Below are 21,765 nucleotides of genomic sequence, written 5' to 3'. Positions count from 1 at the left end.
TTTACTTTCAGAAATAACTAATATTTCAGCTACAAAATTGGCTAGGTATAAGGCTGTTAAAAATAATCTTAATGAAAATCTAATTGATGCATTAAAAGATAATAAAATTAGTTTTTCAACAGCATATGAAGCGTCACAACTTTCGGAATCTATGCAAAACAAGGTAAATAATTTATTAAATAGTCAAGATGTGTCATTGCAAGATGTAAAGGAATTAAAAAGACAAGAAGAAGAGCATAAACAAATACCAGGGCAAATTAATGTCTTAGAAAATGAAAACACATTAGAAAGAAATAAAGAACAGATATACCAAGAGGAAGAAAAAGAAGAAGAACTTATAAAAGAGACTATTATAGAAGAAAATCAAGCAGAAAATATTAATGAAATAGATCATATAGAAAGCCAAGAGCAAACAACAGTAGAAGAAAACAATGAAAAGGAAAGCATTATTATAGAAAAAACAAAGATAGAACAAAAGAAAGGATGTAGTTTTTGTAGAGGAGAAACTTCAATATCATCGCAAAATGGAAAATTTTCCATATATATTGAGGAAATCACACATAAGGCAAATATAGTAGACAACAATACAGGTGAAGTAGATGAAATTGTATGTGTATTATGTCCGATATGTGGGACAAGACTATAAATTATATTAAAAATATGTTCTTTGAAAATTGAATGATTTAGTATTTAAAAAATATGTTATAATTGATTTGTGATAGTAGAATAATCTTAATTAAAATTTATTTGTATAAGAAGTATAGATAAATAGTGATCTGATGAATTAATCAGATTGTATTAGAGTAATATGGAAAGTTCCAATTAAATTACATTAGATGGAGGTAATAATGAATCGTTTTGAAAATGGGTTTCACTCTTTTAAGAAAGCTATTAAAGGATTGACAAAAGATAATATTAATGAATTTGATTTAAAGGAAATAATAATTAATTTTCATCATTCTATGGAAGTTCTGTTTAAATATATTTTATTTAATAAACATAGGTTATATATATATAATAATATTCAAGAATTAATTGAACATAAATTTAATGTGAAAATTGGGATCATTAGAAAAAATGAATGTAAAAAGAACACTGAATCTATTACAATAAATTTTAATAACACAATAAAGAGAATAATAGTACTGTGTGAAGAAACAATAGATAAGTATACTTATAATAGAATCGAAAACTTGAATAAGTTTAGAAATAGTTTAATACATGATGAATTAAATTTGATTAAAGAAGAAGTGGAGCAATTAATAATTAGTATTTTGCCAACAGTTAATATGATTTTAAAAAAGTATTTACCAGAAGAAAATCAAAAAGAATTTGTGGAATTTATTGATGATAAAGAAATTATTACAAAATTAAATAATTTGTATATTGACAATGATAAATGGAAAATAATAACGATAGTTAACTTGCTTACAACATATAAGCTAAATGATTATGATAGAATAGATGTTACTGGTAAAAATCATATAAACAGAATGCTTTCTCTTTTAGGCTGTGAAATAAGAGAAGATAATATGAGTACAACTATTGATGGATCATATTATTCATCAGCAATTTCGTATTTGAAGCAAGAGGTTTGTAATTACATTATGTTTGATTCAGATAAAATGAAAAAATATGTTGATGATGATAAAATGAGGGAATTGATAGAAAATAATCCAGTTATTGCCGATATATGCAAAGAATATATTTATAATATGATTTGTTATTTAACTAAATTGATGGATATTGAGAAAGGTGAATTAATTACTTTGATAAAGGATAAAAAAAAATTAAAGTCTTTCTTTGATAATAGGTCATTAATCAATAATATATATATATATGAAGTTCTATTTCATATAATAAAAATAGCAGAATCCTATATAGAAATTTGTGAAAAGAAGAAAAGAAGAAATGAATTTTTAAAAAAAATATTACTGAGTGAGAATGATTATTTGGTAGATGTTTCATGTATTTACTCGAATTTAATTAGTTGGTATAATGATGCAAAATGGTATAATGATAGAAACTTTAAAGATATGCCTAAAATGGATGTATTTATAAAAAATAAATTTTTAAATTATGAAATTTATGATGAAGTTGATAAGTTAATCTGTGATTGTAGTCTTTTTAGTGATTTGCTTGGAGAGTTTGGGGAATGGAGTAGTATAGATCATATTAATAGCTGTAGTATTGAGGAAATTGACACTATTATTGAAAATGTTGATGATAATAAATCTTATAAATTAATATTAAGTATCTCTGTTTCAGTTCAAACTTACATTGATCATGAATATTATGATAATGGAACAGAGTACACGTATATTGCTGTAAGTGGCATAATAACTCAAGGCAACAAGTTTTCTATTAACAATATAAAATACTTAGGTAAAAAAATAAACATTGATGACTTTGGTTTTAAATAATTTATAATATAAAGCATTTGGATTATTACTTAGTCATGGTGATTTTCATATAAAATCTGTAATTAATATAATAATACTTAGTGCTTTTATACTGTTTATTTAAGATATTGAATTATAAGTAAATAGAAAAATAAGGGAATTATTCATGTTAATATATAGATAAATTTTAATTTAAAAAATAAATATAAAATAATATATTAAAACACTGCAGTATTTATAAGGAAATTTGTGGTGTTTTTGTGTTGTAATTCAAAAATAAAGTAAGAAAATGAAGAAACCATTATTAAAGTTAAATTTTATATGAAAAGTCTAAATGTAATAGAGTTTAAATGTAAAGATATGAGTATTATAAAGAATGTATAATATAAAGCATGGAGATAGCGAAGAGAAATTAGTGTATGCAAAAATAGAAAATATAGAAGGAATAACAATTGAAGAATTAGAAGAATGTTAATTGATATTAAAAAAATATTTAGAGATGGATTATGGTAAATAACTATAGATAAGGAGTTTGGTTATGGGTAAAAGTGTTAAAGATAATAAAATTGAGAACATTAATGAGATAAAAGATATTATTAGTAATGCAGCGGAAAAGACAGCTGTAGAGGTAATAGAAAAGTTACGAAATAAAAATATGATAAAAAGAGAAATGAGTTTTTATAAGAGAATTGAAATCTTATTATATAGTTATAATTCATTGAAAGAGGCATTAAATCAAAAAGATGAAGATATAAGAAACATCGAACGATATGGATTACCTAAGAAAAGTGGTTCAATAGTTGTATATTCTACATCTGGTGGAATAAGTGAAGAGGATAGATATATGCAACTAATAGAAAAATACAAAAGAGAAAAGGAAGAAACTAAAAGAGATTTAAATAGAATAGATAGAGCATTAGATAAAATAAGGAACGATAAGTATTTTGATATAATATATATTAAATATTTAGAAGGCGAAGAGGAAACTATAACAGATGAATATATAGCAGAGAGGATGGGTAAAGATAGGACAACCATATTAAGGAATAGAAAAAGATTAATGAATAAAATGATAACTATTCTATTTCCCGAAAGCGTTAGAGATATAATATAATGCACATTCAATGCACATTTAGTGCCATTGAACATAAGAAAAATATATAGTAATATAATATTATAAAATTTTATTGATAGATTGCACTTTAAATAAAAGGTGAGTGAAGTACTTATATTTAATTATATGGGTTTTTACTCACCTTTTATTTATACAATTAAATGGAAGGAGGCTTGTACATGAAAAGAAGGAATAAGATTAAATTAAATATAAGATTTAGTGGAGATAAAGTGTCATGTGCTAAGTCTCTAGAGTTATGCAAAGGATGTAGTAACTATAATACATGTGAGTATATGGAATTGTACTATTATCCATATGATGGAGCGATAGAATGTATGAAGCATGATAGTTATAAGAGAGTTAACGGGGCAATAAAACAAAGAGAATAGTAATATTATTTTATGTTAAGGTACTTCCTAGGGGGATAGGTACATGAGGGTCTAGCGATGCCCATTTTGTATCTTTTTACAACAAAAAAAATTTAGGTACTTCCTTCCTGTTTTGATATAAAATAATATTCAAAAATTATAAAAAAATAGGTTGAAAAAATATATGTTTATATTGAGGTGATATAAATCATGAATGTAAACCAAAAAGAACTCGCAAACATATTAGGAATCACATCTAGGAGGGTGAGACAACTAAGAGAAGAAGGGTTCTTTTCTTTTGCTGAAAATGGTAAAAAATATAACTTAGAAAAATGTGTTCAGGAATATATTGATTATAAAGTAAAAGCGGAAACGAATACGGGTACATCTATAGATAGAGAAAAGGAACAGGCAGAGCATGAACAAATTAAAAAGAATATATCTAAATTAAAGCTTAGAAAATTAAAAAAGGAACTTCATGAAGCTTCAGATGTAGAATTGTTTTTAAATGAAATGCTAATTAATTTTAGAAATAGATTATTGTCTATACCTAATAAAGTAGCTGTACAAATTTTAGGGGAAGAGGATATTAATATAATAATTGAAATACTTCTAAAAGAAATTACAGAGTCATTAGAAGAGTTATCAGAATATGATCCAGATAAAATTAATAGAGAAAAAAGTTATTATTTAGATGAAGCATATGAGGAGGATGATGAAGGATAAATAAAATTATATTCATAATAAGGTGATAATATGGGGAATGAAAGGATACGTTCAAGAGAAAAAACAAGTAATTTATTTAGGCGAATATTAAAACGTACGCTTGCAAAGCCTGAACAATTAAATGTAAGTCAATGGGCGGAAAAATATAGAGTGTTGGATGAATCAAGTTCACTTCCAGGTAAATGGTCAAATGACGTTACACCATATTTAGTTGAAATTATGGATAGTTTCAATGATCCTTACATTGAGCATATAAATTTTTGTAAACCAACTCAAGTTGGTGGCACAGAGGCATTGTTAAATGCTATTGGGTGGATAGTGACTCAAAATCCAAGTCCAACTATGATTGTTTATCCAACAGATGATTTAGCAAAAGATATATCTAATGATAAGTTAAAGCCAGCATTTTTTAAAAGTCCATCATTGAGAGAAAGATTTTTAGAAAATCAATCCAAGGAACTTGCTTTAAAGTTTAGGGGAATGAATTTGTATTTAAGAGGAGCTAATTCACCTAGTAAACTTGCATCAAAAGCAATTAAATATCTGATGTTCGATGAAATAGATAAAATGAATGGAGCTTCAAAGAAAGAAGCTTCACCTTATGATTTAGCTGTAGAACGTACAAAAACATTTAAACATTCTAAAAAGATATATTCATGTTCTACACCTACATTAAAAAATAATTATGTGTGGAAAATACATGAAGCAGCAGAAGAACAAAGGCATTATTTTGTGCCATGTCCTCATTGTAAAAAAATGATAGAACTAAAATGGAATCAAGTAGTTTTTGAAAAAGATAAAGAAAACAGATTAACTATTGCACAACGTGCATCAACAGCTAAATATATATGTCAAGAATGTGGATGTGTAATTGAAGATAAAGAAAAACCTAAGATATTACGACTTGGAAAATGGAGAAGTATAAATAAAAAATGTATTGGTAAACCAAAGACAATATCTTTTTGGATAAATTCATTATATAGCATATTTGTTACTTGGGAAGATATGGCGAAGAAATTTTTAGAATCAAGAGATGATCCTGAACAATTGCAAAACTTTATTAATTCATGGCTAGCGGAACCATGGGAAGATACTAAATTAAAAACAAATGCAGATTTAGTATTAGAAAGACAAACCAATATAGAACAATTTGTAGTACCTAATTGGGCGAAGCTACTAACAGGAGGAGTAGATGTTCAAGAAAATTGTTTATATTGGAGCATAAGAGCATGGGGTGATTTTGTTACAAGTCAAAATATATGTCATGGTCAGGCATATTCATTTTCAGAAGTTGAAAAGGTTATGAATTTAGAATATATAAAAGAAGATGGAACAAAAATGATTGTAAATTTAACACTTATGGATTCAGGATATGATTCTGATTCTGTTTATGATTTTGCCGCATCTAATTCAGATTGGTGTTTGCCATGTAAAGGTGCATCTAATCCACAATTATCACATTATAAGTTATCAAAGGTAAATAAAACTGAATCCAAAGCATATGGAATGAATTTAGTTATTGTTGATGGCGGAAAATATAAGGACATGATAGCTGGTCGTATGAAAAAAGAAAACGGCAAAGGTTCGTGGATGGTATATAAGGGATGTGATAGAGAATATGCTGAACAGGTTACATCAGAGCATAAGGTTAATGTTAAAAATGGGAATCTTACAAGACAACAATGGGTTTTAAAAACATCTCATGCAGATAACCATTATTTAGATACCGAAGTTTATGCCATGGCTGCGGCTGATGTTTTAAATGTGAGATTATTACATTTAGAAAATGAAAATGATGAAGTAGAACAATCATATGATAATGAACAGTATGTACCAGAAGAAAATTGGATTAAAAATAATGAGAAATGGATATAAAGAGGTGATAAATGTGGATGAAAATAATTTTTCAGCAAAAGAAATGCTTAGTGAAGTTGATAAAGCAATATATAAGGTTTTAATAGGAGGGCAATCTTATAAAATTGGTTCAAGACAATTAACAAGAGCAGACTTAAAGATGTTAAAAGAAATGAAGGATGATCTTATGGCACAAGTAGCAAGAAATGATAGTGATTTATTAGATGATACGTATGTTGCAATTTTTTCAGGAAGGTAGGTATATAAAGTGAATTGGTTAGATAACTTTATTGGTTTTATATCTCCTGAATGGGGTGTTAAGCGTGAGGCATATAGACAATACTTGGGAGAACTTAGAAACTATGATGCTGGGAGTTATGGGAGAAGTAACTCTAATTGGAAAGCTACCAATCAATCAGCAGAAATGACAGATAGATACAGTAGAGATAATATTAGAGCTAGATGTAGAGACTTAGAAAGAAATTCAGACATAATGAATTCTGTTGTAGGAGCTTATAAAAGAAATGTAATAGGTGGAGGGTATACATTACAAGCTAGGACAACGGATGATGAGCTAAACTCAGAGATTGAAAAAGTATGGAAAATGTGGTGTAAAAAAGATAATTGTGATGTTACAGGTACTCAAAGCTTTAATCAAATGATTAGAATGGCAGTTGAAAGAAAAAAAATTGATGGAGGAATATTATTTTTAAAAAGGTATACAGATGATGGAATTTTACCATTTAAATTGCAAGCTATAGAAGTAGATGAATTAGATAATTCTCAAATTATACCTAAAGATAATAAAAATAAAGTTGTTGGGGGAATAGAATATAATAGGTACAATAAACCAGTTGGATATTGGATTAAGCAATATAGTATTGATGGCTATTCAATAGAAAATCCAGTATATATTGAAGCTAAATATGTTATATTTTATTATTCTAAAAAAAGACCATCTCAAATAAGAGAAATGTCTGATATGTCTCCAACTATAACAAGAATAAGAGATGCAAATGAATTTATGACAGCTGTATCAGTTAAGGAAAGAATAGCAGCATGCTTATCAGTTTTTATAAAAAAACAAATACCTACAACTGGGATAGGTAGAGGTGGGACAAACTCAACTATGGGGAAACATGATTATGAAGGTAAAACTATTTCGCCAGGTATGATAAAGGAATTAAATGCTGGAGATGAAATTCAAGTTGTAAATCCATCGGGTCAAGCAGCTGATGCAACAGGATATATTAAATTACAACAAAGATTAGTTGGAGCAGGTCAAGGGATAAGTTATGAAGCTACATCAAGAGATATGTCAGAAACTAATTATTCATCAGCAAGGCAAGGAAGTATAGAAGATGCTTTAACATATGCAGAAGAAATTGAATTGCTTACAGAAAATGTATTAAATGAAGTTTATGAAACATTTATAATATCAGGATATTTAAGTGGATTATTTGAAATAAAAGATTTTTGGAACAAAAAAGAAGAATATTTTAAACATGATTGGATTCAAGCACCTAAGAAGTGGATTGATCCATTAAAAGAGGCAAATTCAAATAGAATAGCATTACAAACAGGTCAAAAGACATTTAAGCAAATAGCATCAGAAAACGGAAAGGATTGGAAAGAACAAATAGAGGAAATAAAAGATGTACTCGATTATGCTAAAGAAAATGGCATAGATATGGGAGGTGTTATTTTTGATAAAGGGAAAGAAGAATTATATGTTAAGGAAGGATAATAATCAAATAGTAAATGTAGATAAAAATGATATGTTTAGAGAATTAACAACAAATTCTATAAGAACAGTTGAAGGTAAAGGTAATGAAAGAAAATTCATATTAAGTTTTTCATCAGAAGAACCTTATGAAAGGTGGTGGGGAACTGAAATATTAGATCATTCAGATGGAGCAGTCGATTTAACTAGATTAAGTGAAATCGGCTGCTTATTATTTAATCATAATAGAGATGAGGTGATTGGGAAAGTAACTAAAGTTTGGGTTGAAAATAATAGAGGAAATGCAGAAGTTGAATTTGATATAGATGATGATTCAGAGAAAATATATCAAAAGGTTAAAAGTGGAACATTAAAAGGTGTATCTGTAGGATATAGGATAGATTCATTTGAAGAAGTAATTTCAAATAAAATATCAGCAGATGGAAGATTTACAGGACCATGTGAAATAGCAAGGAAATGGACACCATATGAAATATCTATAGTTAGTGTACCAGCTGACCCCACTGTTGGTGTGGGAAGAGAGTTAGAAAAAAGCAATATTAGATTAAAAGAATCTGAAAATACATTTTCATATTATGAAAATCAAATTCAGATAAATAAAAATATATCAAAATACTAGGAGGTAAATAGAATGGGAGCAAAACAAAAAAGACAACAAAAAATGTTAAGACAACAAGAAATACTTACTACAGTAAAACAAGGTAAAAGGGATTTTACTGTGGAGGAGCAATTGGAATTTGATTCCTTGCAAAGAGAAATTGATGAATTGAATTTAGAAATCGAAAATGAAGAGAAAACTAACAATGGGAATGAAAGAGCTATTGAAACTGAAAGAAAACGAATATCAGAAATTACTAGTTTATGTAGAGAATTTGATGTTGATTTTACTGATTATATAGAAGATGGAACATCTCTAGATGATGTTAGAAAAGCAATTTTAGATAATATAAGAAGTGAAGCATCACCTATAAAAACTAGAGGAACAGGTGAAGTTCAAGTAATTGCAGATGAACAAGATAAATTTAGAGCTGCCGCTGCTGATGCATTAGTAATGCGTGGTGGAGTTATCATAGAAAAGCCAGTTGATGGAGCAAGAGACTTAATGGGAATGTCACTAAGAGATTTAGCGATAGAAACACTTCAAGGAGGTGAAATATCTAATATTAACAGAAAATCATCAGATGAGATATACAGTATGTTATCAAGACAGTTTTATAATCCAACATCTGCATTTCCAAGCATAATAGATCAAGCTATTAATAAAGCATATGTAGAAGGGCATAAAACAGCACCGGTTACATTTGATATATGGACCAAAAAGGGAACATTAAAAGATTTTAAAACTGTTGAAAACAAATATTTAGCTGGACCAGCAGGTGAATTTTTAGAAGTGCCAGAAGGAGGAGAATTAAAACATGACTTGCCAACTGATGAAAAGCTTCCAACAAGAAAATTAAAGACTTATGGAAGGCAATTTTCCATGACTAGACAAGCTTTTATTAACGATGACATTGATTTTTTATCAAAAATACCTGCTAAATATGCAGCATCAGCTCGTAAAACTCAAAACAAGCAAGTATATCAAATACTATTAAACAATCCAGCTATTTATGATGGAAAGGCATTATTTAGTCCGAATCATAAAAATTTAATAGCTACAGGAACAGGTATAACAGCACAATCAATACAAAAAATGTTTATGGCATTACAATTACAAACAGATAGCTTTGGAGAAGCAATAATTATAAGGCCAACTTATATAATTGTTCCAGTTGGATATGCGTTTGATATGTATACTATTTTTGATAGTCCAACTATTAATACAGTAGGTAATACACAATCAGCGAATCCACTTTATAGATATAAAAATCAAATTCAAATTGTAGAGGATGCAACAATTAATGTTTTGTGTAAATCAGGAGATATGCCATGGTTTGTAGTTGGGGATAAAGGAGATACTGATTCTATTCAAGTAGATTATTTAAATGGACAAGAGATTCCAACAATAAGGAGAATGGAGTCAGCAGGTCAACTAGGATTTGTGTGGGATATATATTTAGATTGGGGAATTTCAGTTATGGATTATAGAGGAATAATTAAGAATCCAGGCATTACATCAGTAGATCCATTGTTATAAATATAAGGAGGAAAATATTATGAAGGCGGTATATTGTCAAAAGGGAGAAACTATTGATTATAAAAATGATAAAGAAGAAATAATTGAAGCAGGTGATGTAGTAAACATTATATCTAGAATAGGTATAGCTGGGACAAGCATTAAAGAAAATGAAATAGGAACAGTACATGTTGTTGGTGTTTTTGAATTTAGAAAAGCTCAAAAAGAAAAGATTATAGTTGGAACTAAAGTTTATTATGATGAAGCTAATGATTGTATAACAGCAACAGAAACATCAAATATTCCTGCTGGATATGCAGTTAAAACTGCATCTGAAAATGATGTTAGTGTATATGTAAAACTAATTGGATAGGTGATTAAAGTGGAAGAAAAATTGATAGCAATATATCCGATTTTATTTGAATCACATCAATATAAAATTGGGGATGAATTACCAGCATCTAATCATGATATGGTTAAAATTTGGCTGGAATCTGGTGTAGCTGAATGGAGAAACTCAGAAGAAACACAAGATAATTTTAGTGAAGATGTAGAAAAGACAGAAGAAACACAAGAAGATTTTATTGAAAGTGTAGATATTATAGAAAATGAAAAAGAAGATAAAATAGATGAAAAATTAGCAACGAAGGATAAACAAATTAAAAATCAAATTGGAAGGAGAAATAATAAAAATGGAAATGACGTTTAAGAATTTTATAAAAGATGATGTAGAGAATGTATTTCTAAACTCCTTAGAATTTGCTGATGAGCATATCATAGATAGAAAAAAAATTAAAGTTGTAATTGATAATGATACGTTAAAAGAAAGAAATAGAAAAGAGTATGATGGAATTATTCAGGCTGATTTATTGTATTTTGCAAAAAAGGATGATATAAAGAAGCCTATTGTTGGAGAGGTTCAAATGTTCGATGGAATACTTTATAGAGTATTTGATGTAAAAGAAGATGTAAATATGTATGAAGTTATACTTCAATCAAATGAGGATTAAATATGGCAGGAATAGAGCTTAAAATTGATACAAAGGAAATGGAAAAAGCATTAAAAAAACTTAGTATGTTTCCAAAAGAAATGAATAAAGCAACAAGTGCAGCTATAAATAGGACATTATCATTTGCAAATAAACGAATGAAACAAGAAGTTAGAAAAGAATATGCAATAAAATCAGGAGAAATACAAAGTACAATAAATATTAAAAGAGCTAAACCAAGCAATTTAACAGGTATTGTTATAAGTTCAGGAAGTAGATTAACACTAGGTAGATTCTCTAAAAATGCAGGTAATTGGACAAAGAATAAACCTGTAAAAGTAAAAGTTAAAAAAACAGGCACTAAAAAGGTTAATACAGATCCAAAAGCTTTTGTAGCGAATTTAAATGGTAACAATCACATTGTAAAGAGAGTTGGTAAGGAGAGATATCCAATAAAAGTTCTTAGAACAGTATCAGTGCCACAAATGCTTTCCAATGAAAAAGTTAATACAAAAGTAATGGATGAAGCACAAGAGAAATTACAGGAAAGAGTTGAACATGAAATAAATTATAGAATGGGAAAGATAGTAAAGTTAGGGGGTTAAGTTAAATGACAGATATAGAAGTATTAGATGCTATTGTTTTATTTTTAAAAGAAAATGTAGCATCTAATATAAAACTTAAAAAGCCACCTGAAGATAATAAAATTGAAGGCAAGTATGAACTTGTGAATCCAGCGATTTTTTCAGGGTGGCTTCCACATAAAAATTATTTAGAGAATTATGAATATGACATACCAGGAATAATTGTAATGATAGATAATGGATCAGATGACTATGACAATAGTCTTTTAAACATAAGATTAAAAATTACAACATATGATCCTGGTAAATTTGATGGTGAAAAATTAACTCCTAATATGGATGGTTATAAAGATTTACTTAATATAATAACAAAAATAAGAAGAGAATTAAGTCAAAATCCTATAATAAAAGAAAAAGTTAGTGTAAATAAACCGATAGATTGGGTTATGGATAAAGAAGTAATTTATCCATATTGGAGTGCTGATTTAACTTTCACAGTAAATATTAATTCGTTAGAATTTAACTGTGAAAGTTATGAAAAATATTTATAAGAAGGTGATTTAATGGCATATAAACATGGTTTGTATGGTTCAATAATTCCAAGTGTAGAGGATATAACAACAGCTAAAAATATACCTGTATATATTGGAACTTGTCCTATGCATAGGGTAGAGAAAGTTAATAGAAGTATTAATAAACCTATATTGATAAAAAATATGCAAGATGCAATAAGGAAAACAGGTTATAGTTTATCAGATAATTTTGAAGAGTTTTCACTTAGTGCTACAATATATGCACATTTTCAAAATAGCATAGAACCTATAGGTCCTATTGTATTAATAAATGTATTAAACACAGAAAAAGCTATAACAGAAAATATAGAAGTTGATGTAATAAAAAATATAGGAATAATCAAGAAACATGTGTTAATTGATTCAATTGAGATACAAGATAAAGTAATAGATGAAGATTATGAATTAGAATATACACAGGAAGGTAATTTAAAAATTAAATTTATAGAAAAAGAAAAAAAAGAAATTGTAAATGGTAAAATTTCAATTTCATGTAAAGTTTTAGATCCAACAATTACTGAAGGTGATATTGTTGGAACATATAATGAAAAAGATGAAACTAGAACAGGTATATTAGCAGTTCAGGATGTTTATGAGGAATTAAATGTAGTTCCAACAATATTAAGTGCACCTGGTTGGAATGAAAAAGTTAAAGTAAGACAGGCTCTTGTTTCAGCTACTAAAAAAATAACTGATAGATGGGAAGCAATAGCTTTTACAGATATACCAATAGAAAATGTTAAAAATATAGATGAAGCTATAAAGTGGAAAAAGGAAAGTGGATACAATTCAAATGAGGAAAAAACATTTTGGCCTAAAGGTATAATGGGTGGCAAGGAAATGTATTTATCAATTTTAGGGATTGTGGCTAAGATGCAAACTGATGTTAAATATGATAATATCCCATATCAAACACCAAGTAATAAAAAGATAGATATTTCAGGATTAACTTTAGGTAAAGGTAACCATATTAAATTTAGTCAGAATAGAGCAAATGAACTTAATGCACATGGAATAACTACAGCAATTTATAATGGTGGTAAATATGTTCTTTGGGGTCCACATATGGCAAACTTTGAAGATGGCGTAACAAGTAAGCCTGAGGAAATATTTGATACAAATATTATGATGCATAAGTATTTACTAAATGATTTTCAAGTAAGAAATACAGGTGTTATAGATAGTTCAATGAATAGACATGATGTTGATTCAATAATGAATTCAGAACAAATGATATTAGATGCACATGTAATTTCAGGACATTTATTATATGGCAAAATAAATTTTATTCAAACTAACAATCCTAATAATGACATAATAAATGGTAATTTTACATTTAATACATTAGTAACAAATACACCTATTGCAAAATCTATAACACAAAATATTCAATACACTTCCTTAGGAATATCAAAAGCTTATGCACCAAAGGAGGATGAAGAATAATGTCAAATATAATATCAAATAAAGTTGTAGCCTATACTGTATATAATAGAGATGGCAATAAGGCAATTAAAGTTGGGGATACTACAGAAGTAACACTTCCAGAAATAGAGGAATTAACAGATACAATTAAAGGTGCTGGCATTTTAGGTGAGATTGATTTACCAACATTAGGACAGATAGGTTCTCTTAGTTTAGAAATAACATTTAGGAGCACCAATAAAGAAACAATTAATTTATTAACTTCCTCACAGATTGAATTAAGATGGGTAACTGATGCAATAGATACTTCAACAGGAAAGGCAATGACAGTTGCAAATAAAGCATTTTTAACTGTCAAAAGAAAAAAATTCTCAGAGGGTAAGTTAGAGTCAGGTTCAGCACAAGATGGAAGTGCTGAATTTGAAGTATTAGCATATAGAAGAATAATGGATGGCAAAGAAATATTAAACATTGATAAATTAAACAATGTTTACAAAATAAATGGAATAGATCAATTAACAGATATAACTAAGAATTTATAAAATAAAAAAAGCTAAGAGATACAAAATATATCTCTTAGCTTTTTAATTTAGGAGGATTTAAAAATGGGAGAAATATTAGAAAATAAAATAGAAACTATAGAGGAAAAAACAGTTTTAAAACTAAGGAAGCCTGTAATGATAGATGGTGAAGAAAAAAAAGAAATAAATTATGATTTTGAAAATTTAACAGGACAAGATGTAGATAATGCCTTTGCCGCAGCTAGAAAAAATGGATATATGATTAATGGTCCATATGAAATGGACCCAATATTAGGAGGATATTTATTTTGTGAAGCAGCCAATATAGATTATTCTGATTTAAAGAGATTTTCAGCAAGGGATTTTAAAAAGGCAGGTACATTAGGAAGAAATTTTTTTATTACAGACTTGGCGGACCAAGCAGAAGATATATAAAACAGATAGTAGCACAAATAACATTAGAAACTTCAAATAGCAGAAAAGATTGTTATAACATGCCATTATTAGAACTTTTTGAATACTATGATTCTCTCGCAAATGAAGTTGATAGAAGAAATAAAGAGTTTAAAAAATTAAATACTGCGAGGTAGTTAGATGGCTAGTACAGTTAAAACAACGATAAGTATTGGTGGTGTTCTTGAACCTAGTGTTCAAGCAGCATTTAATAAAATAAGTCAGCAATCCAATAATATAGCACAAAAATGTGCAAAAGTAGCTAAAGTAACTGGTGGTGCTGTAGCAGCAGGGGTAGCTTTAGCTACTAAATCTTTTGCAAATTTAGAACAAGCTACAGCAAATGTAAGTGCTACATTAGGAAAAAACTCTACCCCTCAAGTATTAGAAGCATACAATAAAAAAGCTGTTGAACTTTCAGATACCATGAGTAAATCGTCAACAGAAGTTATGGAGGGCTTTAACTATTTAGCATTAGCTGGGTGGTCGGTAGAAGATTCACTCCAAAATGTTGGTGCGATAGTTAAATCTTCTGTTGTTTCAGGTATGGAGCTTGGAAGTTGTTCAGACAAGGTTACAGATTCACTATCTGCATTAGGATTAAGTGCTAAAGATACAGCATCATATACAGATTTATTAGCTTTAGCACAAACTAAAGGAAATGCTACATTTGAGAATTTACTAGATTCACTCTTAGCAAGTGGTGGAACATTTAATAATTTTAAAATTCCACTAAATGAAACTGTTGCTATATTAGATAAATTAGCAGATCAAGGTCTTAAGGGTAGTGAAGCAGGAAATGCTATGAACTCTATTTTTACAAATATGTTAGCAGTTAGTGGTCAAGCTAAAGAAGGTATGACTGCTTTAGGTGTAAGCATGTTTGATGAAGCAGGGAAAACAAGAAATATGGCTACAGTTATTGCAGAATTAAATGAAAAACTCTCAGGATGCACTGAACAGGAAAGAGATACCTATATTGCAATGATTGCAGGTAAAAACCATCTTGATGATTTTAATAAGTTACTTGCTACATCAGGAAATGGACTTGTAGATTTAGCAGAGGATTTGAAAGATACAGAAGGTGCATTAGATAAAGCTGCTATGACAATTGATGATACTATATTAGGAAAGTTTAAGATACTATGGAATACTATTATTAATACTGGAAATGCTATGGTGAAAGAATTTGCACCTAATATAAAAAGTTCTTTAGAAAAAGTACAAGCTAAGATTTTAGAGTTACGTCCTAAGCTTATTGAATTTGCAACAAGTATAAAAAGTACAATAAGTGATTTTATACATTCAAATACTTTTGAAACCATTAAGAGTATGTTAGCTAATACATTTAATTTTATAATTCAAAACGCACCAACAATTATTAGTACAGTGAAAAGATTTATACCACTTATATTAGGAATTGGAAGTGCAATGGCTACTTTAAAAATAGCAAGTAAGGTAAGTGGATTCATGGGCACTATAAGTAAAATTGGAGGTGCTTTTAGTAAAATATCTTTTGCATTTAAAGCTGTTGCTGGAGGAGCTGCTACATTAGGTCAAGCAATGAGATTTTTAATGGGACCTATAGGGTGGATTGCTTTAGCAATAGGGGCAATAGTTGCAATTGTTACAATACTATGGAATAGATGTGAACCTTTTAGAGAAATGGTATGTAGTTTAGTACAACAAGTATCAGGATGGATACAGGGTATATTACTACCAGTAATAGCAAGCATAGGCGAAAAAATAAGCAACTTATGGAATAGTGTGTTAGCACCATTTTTGCAATTTATATCAGGAATATTGCAACCAGTATTTACTATAGCATTTACTGTTATAGGTTCAATCATTTCAACTACATTTGGTACTATTGGACAGGTAATACAATCTACATTACAAGCTTTTGGAGGAATAATAGATTTTATAACAGGAGTCTTTACTGGAAATTGGTCACTAGCATGGCAAGGAATACAAGACATTTTTGGAGGGATTTTTAATGGATTGATTTCATTAGCAAAAGCTCCTTTGAATGCTATTATAGGTCTTGTAAATAAAGCTATTGGTGGTATAAATAGTTTAGGAAGTGCAAAATTACCTAAAGTTCTAGGTGGTGGAACTGTAGGTATAAATATACCTGAAATACCAATGCTTGCACGAGGTGGAATAACTAATATTCCATCAATTTGTGGTGAAGCAGGTCCAGAAGCAGTTATACCTTTAAAAAGAAATAATCCAAGAAGTTTATCACTACTTGAAAAAACTGCTGGTGCAATTGGTGCAAAAGGAAGGAATAATGAAGGTCATACTTTTGTGTTTGCTCCTAATATATCAGGAAATGTAACAGATGATGAAATTAGAAAAATAAGAGAAGAATATGAGGACTTCAAAGAGTGGGTTTTATCAGTTTTTGATGATGAAAGGAGAACAGATTTTGCATAAATATATAACTAAAGCAGGAGATACTTTTGATAGTATCTCTTTTGATTTTTATGGAACTGAAAAATATTCAAGCGAAATAATTGAAGCAAACTTAAATTATATAGATATAGTAATTTTTGATTCGGAAATTCAATTATCAATTCCCAAAATTGATGTAAAAGTAGAGAATACTTTGCCACCATGGAAAAGGTGATTAAATGAAATTAATTTATGAAGGTGTAGAAATTAATTTAAAAATATTAGAATGTAAAATAACAGATAACATAGGAGATAAAGCAGATAGTATTATTATTTCTTTTGCAGATTCAGAATTAAAATATAGACAATGGAATTTTAAAAAAAATGATTGTATAGAAATTATAGAGGGACTATTTTCTACTGGAAAAATGTATATAGATGACTTTGGATGTTCTAATGGTAAATATACAATTAAAGCATTATCTATTAAGAAAAAAACAAAAACTAAAAATACAAGGGCTTGGGAAAATGTAAGATTTTTAGATTTAGCAAAAGATCTTGTAAAAGAAGAAGGATTAAATTTAAAAACTTATGGTATAGAAAACTATATATATGAAAGAGTAGATAAAGACAAAAGAAATAATATAGATTTTTTAAATTTTAGATGCATGTTAGAAGGTTATAATTTAAAAATATCAAATAATGAAGCATTAATAATTTCAGAGACATTTTTAGAAGAACAAATAGAAGAAATAATAATATGTAAAGAAGATATGATTAATAAATATGATTTTAAAACAACTTCAAATAATATAATTAGTGGATGTGAGATTATTTATAATTCAGATTTTCTTGTTAAAGGTAGATATATAAATAGAAAATTTAATGGTGAAATATTAAAGATAAATGATATACAGACATATAACATAGTAGAAGCTAATAGATTTTCTAAAAATATATTTAAAAAATATAATAAGTATGAAACAATAGGAAAATTTACAATAAAGAAAAACACTAACATTTCAGCGGGAAATACAATAAAAATCTTAGATTTAGAATTATTTAATGGTAAATATATAATAGAAAAAGTAATTCATGATTTGGTAAATAACCAATCAAAAATTAATGTTAGAAAGGTAAATGGATATGAATAGAAAAGGAAAAATTTCAAATATATCCTTAAACTCAGTAAGGGTAATTTTTGAAGATATAAATACTGTTTCATATGAATTAAAAATTGCTAAACATATAAGTTTAATTAATTTGGAAGTAGGACAAGAAGTATTAGTAGCTTTTTATAACAATGATTTAAAAAGTGGTGTTATAATAGCTCAAATATAAGGAGGTGTATTATGGCACTTGGAGGATTTGCAAGTAAAAAATTTATAGTAAGTTCAAATAAAATATATACTTTTAATGAATATGAAAATGATATTTCATTGAATGTTGAAGAACAAGAAGTAGAAGGCTGTAAACCATCTATTTATATAAAAGGCATAAGTGCTGAAAGTCCCTCCATTTCAATAACATTAAGAGAATCAAAATATATAAATGTTCAAAAAGAATATAATGATTGGAAAAATATTTTACTATCAAGAATACCACATATGCTATTTTTAGGAGATAAGCCTGTATCAAGTAGTAAATTTTTATTAATTAAAATAGCAGCATCTAATGCTGAATTTATTTCAGAAAAGTTAATAAAAATCACTTTGAAATTAGATTTTAAAGAATATGCCAGAAAAGGTTATAAAAAAGAAGATAAATAATGTGGAGGTAGTATGATTTATAAAATAAATTCTAATGAAAATATAAATTGGAATGCAAAAAATAATGAAAAAATAATTCAAAATGTGAGGAATATACTTAATATAATAAAGTTTGAACTTCCATATGCAAGAGATATGGGAAGAGATCCTAAAAATTTAGATGTAACTTTAGATATAAATAAGTATGACATAGTAGAAGAAACATATGATTTGATTGAGAAATATGAACCAAGGGCAATAGTTAAGGATGTTAATGTGTCAGCATTTAATAATGGTCCAGTAATAGAGGTGGTGATACAAATTGCAGCTTAATTTTATAAACACAAATGCAGATGAAATTTTCAATGAAACACTTAAAAGTATAGAAAATGAATTAGATGAAACATTAGCTGATGGGGATGAAAGAAAAATATTTTTAAAGTCTTTAATGCCAATTTTAGTTGGAATATCAAATAAAATAAACGATACAGCTAATCAAAATTTATTAGAAAATGCAAGAAATGAAAAATTAGACGCAATAGCAGAAAACTATCATAGTACCAATAGGTTACAAGCAACATATTCATTTTGTAAAGGAGTTTGTAAATTATCTAAAGTATTAGAAGAAGATATTTTAATAAAGGCAGGAACTAAAATTACACCTGATGGAATAGCAATTTTTAAAGTTAGGAATGATGTAATAATACCTAAAGGAGAACTAGAAAAAGAGATAGTTTTAATAGCTTCATCAACAGGGAGTAAATATAATGGTTATGAGGTAGGAAAAATAAATTATCTAATAGATCCAATTGCTTATGTTGAAAAAATTTATAATACTTCTATATCAGCTTCAGGCGCAGATGTAGAAGATGATAAAACATATAGAGAAAGAGCTAGATTAGAAATAGAAAGTAAAAGTACAGCAGGAACAGAAGGAGCATATGAATATTTTGCTTATAGTGCTGATCCATCAATTACAGGTGTAAAAATTATTTCACCATCACCAGGAGTAATTAAAATTTTGATTGTAGTAGATAATGGTGAAATACCTTCAGATGAAATTTTGAATAAAGTATATAATGAATGTTCTCCAAGGGATAGACGGCCACTTACAGATAAAGTTGAGGTAGGAACACCAGAAGTAAAAAAATATAATATTGAATTAACATATTTTCTTGATAAAAATTTCCCAACTAAAGAAGGAAAATGGAGAAAGGCAATTGAGGGTGAAAAACTAGATTGTAAAACTGGTGCAATAAGAGATTTTGTAAAATGGCAGCAAGAAGAAATAGGAAAATCAATAAATCCCGATGAATTACGGTATAAAATACAAGATTCAGCATCATATGAAGTTGAAGAAAGAAAAGTATCCGGGATAAGAAGAATAAACTTAATATATCCTGAACACACAAAAATTAAAGAAAATGAACTTGCAAAGGTTGAAAATATAAAAATAGTATATGGGGGTATGGAGTAATGAATTTAAACAATATAGATCTATTAAGTTTACAACCTTCATATTTTCAACAAGACAAATTCATTAAAGCTTTATGTAAAACATTAAATCCTTACTTTCAGAAACTTAGCAATGATAGCAGATTAGTTTATATTTATGGTAGAATAGATGAACTTGATGAAGATACAATTGATTCTTTAGCATGGCAATTTCATGTTGATTTCTATGATTATACCTTGACACTAGACAAAAAAAGAGAAATAGTAAAAGACTCCTTAAAAATTCATAGAATAAAAGGTACTCCAAAAGCTGTTGAAGATATGGCTTCTACTGTTTTTGGAAAAACTAAGTTAAAAGAATGGTTTGAATATGATGGAAAACCATTCTTTTTTGGTTTGGATGTAGATGTTACCGAAAGAGGTGCATCTCCTGAAGAATTAAAAAAGTTAGATACACTTATAGAAGCTTATAAAAATAAAAGATCATGGATAGATTTTATAAATATATTTCTAACGAATAGAGGTTCAATTTTTATAGGAGCTACAACTATATGTGGTGAAGAAATTGTAGTATATCCTTGGACACCTAAAGATATTGAAAGTAAAGGTAATATAAAGTTATCTATGGTTCAAGGACAAGGAGTTGAAAATATAACTATATATCCAAGAAAGGAGTAATTTATGTCAGAACAATTTTATACAATACTAACTAAATTAGGTAAAGCTAAAATAGCCAATGCAAGTGCTTTAGGCACAACTTTAAATCTAATAAAGTTTAAAGTTGGAGATAGCAACGGAAGTTATTATAATCCAATGGAAGATCAACAAACATTAAAAAATAAAGTTTGGGAAGGTCCTGTAAGTAGTATAACTATTGATGAAAATAATCCTAACTGGATTATTATACAAGCAATGATTCCAGGTGATATTGGTGGCTTTATGATTCGTGAAGCAGGGGTATTTGATAGTGAGGATAATCTTATTGCAATAGGTAAATACCCTGAAACATATAAACCACTAGCAAGTGAAGGTTCATCAAAAGATTTATTTATAAAAATGATATTAGAAGTTAGTAATACAGCTAGTGTTACATTAAAAATAGATCCTACAGTTATACTTGCAACTAAAAAAGATATACAGATATTAGAACAAAAAATTGAAAATATTAAAGTTCCAGTTGAAAGTGTAAACTCTAAAACAGGAGCAATAGAGCTTAAAGCAGAAGATATTAATTGCAATGATGGTAAGTCTATTGAGTCGCATTTGGGAGAAAATAAGAAGCAATTAGATGCAAAGT

At 28.1% G+C, this 21,765-nt stretch carries 27 protein-coding genes; all 27 read left to right on the top strand.

The genetic code is table 11. From position 1 onward, the window contains the following. On the top strand, positions 1-646 hold a 646-nt coding region (locus tag BN346_RS03575; RefSeq protein WP_034439458.1), incomplete at its 5' end, for a hypothetical protein. A 202-nt stretch (positions 647-848) separates the two neighbouring features. Continuing rightward, positions 849-2,423 carry a hypothetical protein gene (locus BN346_RS03570; RefSeq protein WP_034439456.1) on the top strand — a complete coding sequence of 525 codons (1,575 nt, stop codon included), beginning with the start codon at positions 849-851 and terminating at the stop codon, positions 2,421-2,423. 517 nt (positions 2,424-2,940) lie between these two features. Continuing rightward, entirely contained in the window at positions 2,941-3,516 is a 576-nt protein-coding gene (locus BN346_RS03565) for a hypothetical protein (RefSeq protein WP_034439454.1), read from the top strand. A 179-nt stretch (positions 3,517-3,695) separates the two neighbouring features. Further along, positions 3,696-3,905 carry a hypothetical protein gene (locus BN346_RS03560; protein WP_034439453.1) on the top strand — a complete coding sequence of 70 codons (210 nt, stop codon included), beginning with the start codon at positions 3,696-3,698 and terminating at the stop codon, positions 3,903-3,905. A 243-nt stretch (positions 3,906-4,148) separates the two neighbouring features. Further along, the gene (locus BN346_RS03555; protein ID WP_242838386.1) at positions 4,149-4,610 is read left to right on the top strand and encodes a DNA-packaging protein; all 462 of its coding nucleotides are present in this window, start codon (positions 4,149-4,151) and stop codon (positions 4,608-4,610) included. Between the two features lie 30 nt (positions 4,611-4,640). Continuing rightward, complete coding sequence (locus tag BN346_RS03550; protein WP_034439448.1) at positions 4,641-6,485, top strand: terminase gpA endonuclease subunit; 1,845 nt, start codon at positions 4,641-4,643, stop codon at positions 6,483-6,485. A 13-nt stretch (positions 6,486-6,498) separates the two neighbouring features. Next, positions 6,499-6,723 carry a peptidylprolyl isomerase gene (locus BN346_RS03545; RefSeq protein WP_341350015.1) on the top strand — a complete coding sequence of 75 codons (225 nt, stop codon included), beginning with the start codon at positions 6,499-6,501 and terminating at the stop codon, positions 6,721-6,723. Positions 6,724-6,732: 9 nt separating this feature from the next. Next, positions 6,733-8,211 carry a phage portal protein gene (locus BN346_RS03540; RefSeq protein ID WP_034439446.1) on the top strand — a complete coding sequence of 493 codons (1,479 nt, stop codon included), beginning with the start codon at positions 6,733-6,735 and terminating at the stop codon, positions 8,209-8,211. Continuing rightward, positions 8,171-8,827 (top strand): HK97 family phage prohead protease, encoded by a 657-nt coding sequence (locus tag BN346_RS03535; RefSeq protein WP_242838385.1) that lies wholly within the window; start codon positions 8,171-8,173, stop codon positions 8,825-8,827. The genes BN346_RS03540 and BN346_RS03535 overlap by 41 nt, the downstream gene beginning before the upstream one ends. A 12-nt stretch (positions 8,828-8,839) precedes the next feature. Continuing rightward, positions 8,840-10,345, top strand: a complete 1,506-nt coding sequence (locus BN346_RS03530; protein ID WP_034439445.1) for a phage major capsid protein — start codon at positions 8,840-8,842, stop codon at positions 10,343-10,345. Positions 10,346-10,364: 19 nt separating this feature from the next. Further along, positions 10,365-10,697 (top strand): DUF2190 family protein, encoded by a 333-nt coding sequence (locus tag BN346_RS03525; RefSeq protein ID WP_051539962.1) that lies wholly within the window; start codon positions 10,365-10,367, stop codon positions 10,695-10,697. Between the two features lie 9 nt (positions 10,698-10,706). Beyond that, entirely contained in the window at positions 10,707-11,033 is a 327-nt protein-coding gene (locus BN346_RS03520) for a hypothetical protein (RefSeq protein ID WP_034439441.1), read from the top strand. Next, on the top strand, positions 11,017-11,334 hold the full coding sequence (locus tag BN346_RS03515; protein WP_242838384.1) for a hypothetical protein: 318 nt from the start codon (positions 11,017-11,019) through the stop codon (positions 11,332-11,334). Before BN346_RS03520 ends, BN346_RS03515 begins: the two co-directional genes overlap by 17 nt. A 2-nt stretch (positions 11,335-11,336) precedes the next feature. After that, a complete protein-coding gene (locus tag BN346_RS03510; protein ID WP_034439439.1) occupies positions 11,337-11,918 on the top strand; it encodes a phage tail protein in 582 nt (193 codons plus the stop codon). Between the two features lie 5 nt (positions 11,919-11,923). After that, entirely contained in the window at positions 11,924-12,448 is a 525-nt protein-coding gene (locus BN346_RS03505; protein WP_034439437.1) for a hypothetical protein, read from the top strand. Positions 12,449-12,460: 12 nt separating this feature from the next. After that, positions 12,461-13,915, top strand: coding sequence for a phage tail sheath protein (locus BN346_RS03500; protein WP_034439433.1), 1,455 nt, complete (start codon positions 12,461-12,463; stop codon positions 13,913-13,915). After that, positions 13,915-14,436 (top strand): phage major tail tube protein, encoded by a 522-nt coding sequence (locus tag BN346_RS03495; protein WP_034439430.1) that lies wholly within the window; start codon positions 13,915-13,917, stop codon positions 14,434-14,436. Before BN346_RS03500 ends, BN346_RS03495 begins: the two co-directional genes overlap by 1 nt. Positions 14,437-14,499: 63 nt before the next feature. Further along, positions 14,500-14,850: a hypothetical protein gene (locus tag BN346_RS03490; protein WP_051539960.1), complete on the top strand. Its 351-nt coding sequence runs from the start codon at positions 14,500-14,502 to the stop codon at positions 14,848-14,850. 159 nt (positions 14,851-15,009) lie between these two features. Continuing rightward, entirely contained in the window at positions 15,010-17,307 is a 2,298-nt protein-coding gene (locus tag BN346_RS20375; protein WP_051539957.1) for a phage tail tape measure protein, read from the top strand. Continuing rightward, complete coding sequence (locus tag BN346_RS03480; protein WP_242838383.1) at positions 17,300-17,500, top strand: tail protein X; 201 nt, start codon at positions 17,300-17,302, stop codon at positions 17,498-17,500. Before BN346_RS20375 ends, BN346_RS03480 begins: the two co-directional genes overlap by 8 nt. A 4-nt stretch (positions 17,501-17,504) precedes the next feature. Then, positions 17,505-18,419, top strand: coding sequence for a hypothetical protein (locus tag BN346_RS03475; protein WP_034439426.1), 915 nt, complete (start codon positions 17,505-17,507; stop codon positions 18,417-18,419). Beyond that, positions 18,412-18,606, top strand: a complete 195-nt coding sequence (locus BN346_RS03470; RefSeq protein WP_148361073.1) for a hypothetical protein — start codon at positions 18,412-18,414, stop codon at positions 18,604-18,606. The genes BN346_RS03475 and BN346_RS03470 overlap by 8 nt, the downstream gene beginning before the upstream one ends. 11 nt (positions 18,607-18,617) lie before the next feature. Then, complete coding sequence (locus tag BN346_RS03465) at positions 18,618-19,034, top strand: phage tail protein (RefSeq protein WP_051539954.1); 417 nt, start codon at positions 18,618-18,620, stop codon at positions 19,032-19,034. Between the two features lie 12 nt (positions 19,035-19,046). Further along, entirely contained in the window at positions 19,047-19,346 is a 300-nt protein-coding gene (locus tag BN346_RS03460; RefSeq protein WP_034439420.1) for a hypothetical protein, read from the top strand. After that, a complete protein-coding gene (locus BN346_RS03455; protein WP_034439418.1) occupies positions 19,336-20,490 on the top strand; it encodes a baseplate J/gp47 family protein in 1,155 nt (384 codons plus the stop codon). The genes BN346_RS03460 and BN346_RS03455 overlap by 11 nt, the downstream gene beginning before the upstream one ends. Beyond that, on the top strand, positions 20,490-21,146 hold the full coding sequence (locus BN346_RS03450) for a phage tail protein I (protein ID WP_034439415.1): 657 nt from the start codon (positions 20,490-20,492) through the stop codon (positions 21,144-21,146). The genes BN346_RS03455 and BN346_RS03450 overlap by 1 nt, the downstream gene beginning before the upstream one ends. 3 nt (positions 21,147-21,149) lie before the next feature. Beyond that, a partial coding sequence (locus tag BN346_RS03445; protein WP_162472033.1) for a phage tail protein occupies positions 21,150-21,765 on the top strand: 616 nt, incomplete at its 3' end.

This window comes from Clostridium ihumii AP5 (genome assembly GCF_000612845.1).
GTDB classification, from domain to species: Bacteria; Bacillota; Clostridia; order Clostridiales; family Clostridiaceae; genus Clostridium_J; species Clostridium_J ihumii.
Note: the sequence above shows the minus strand (reverse complement) of the source record. Positions and strands in the feature narration are given on the sequence as shown.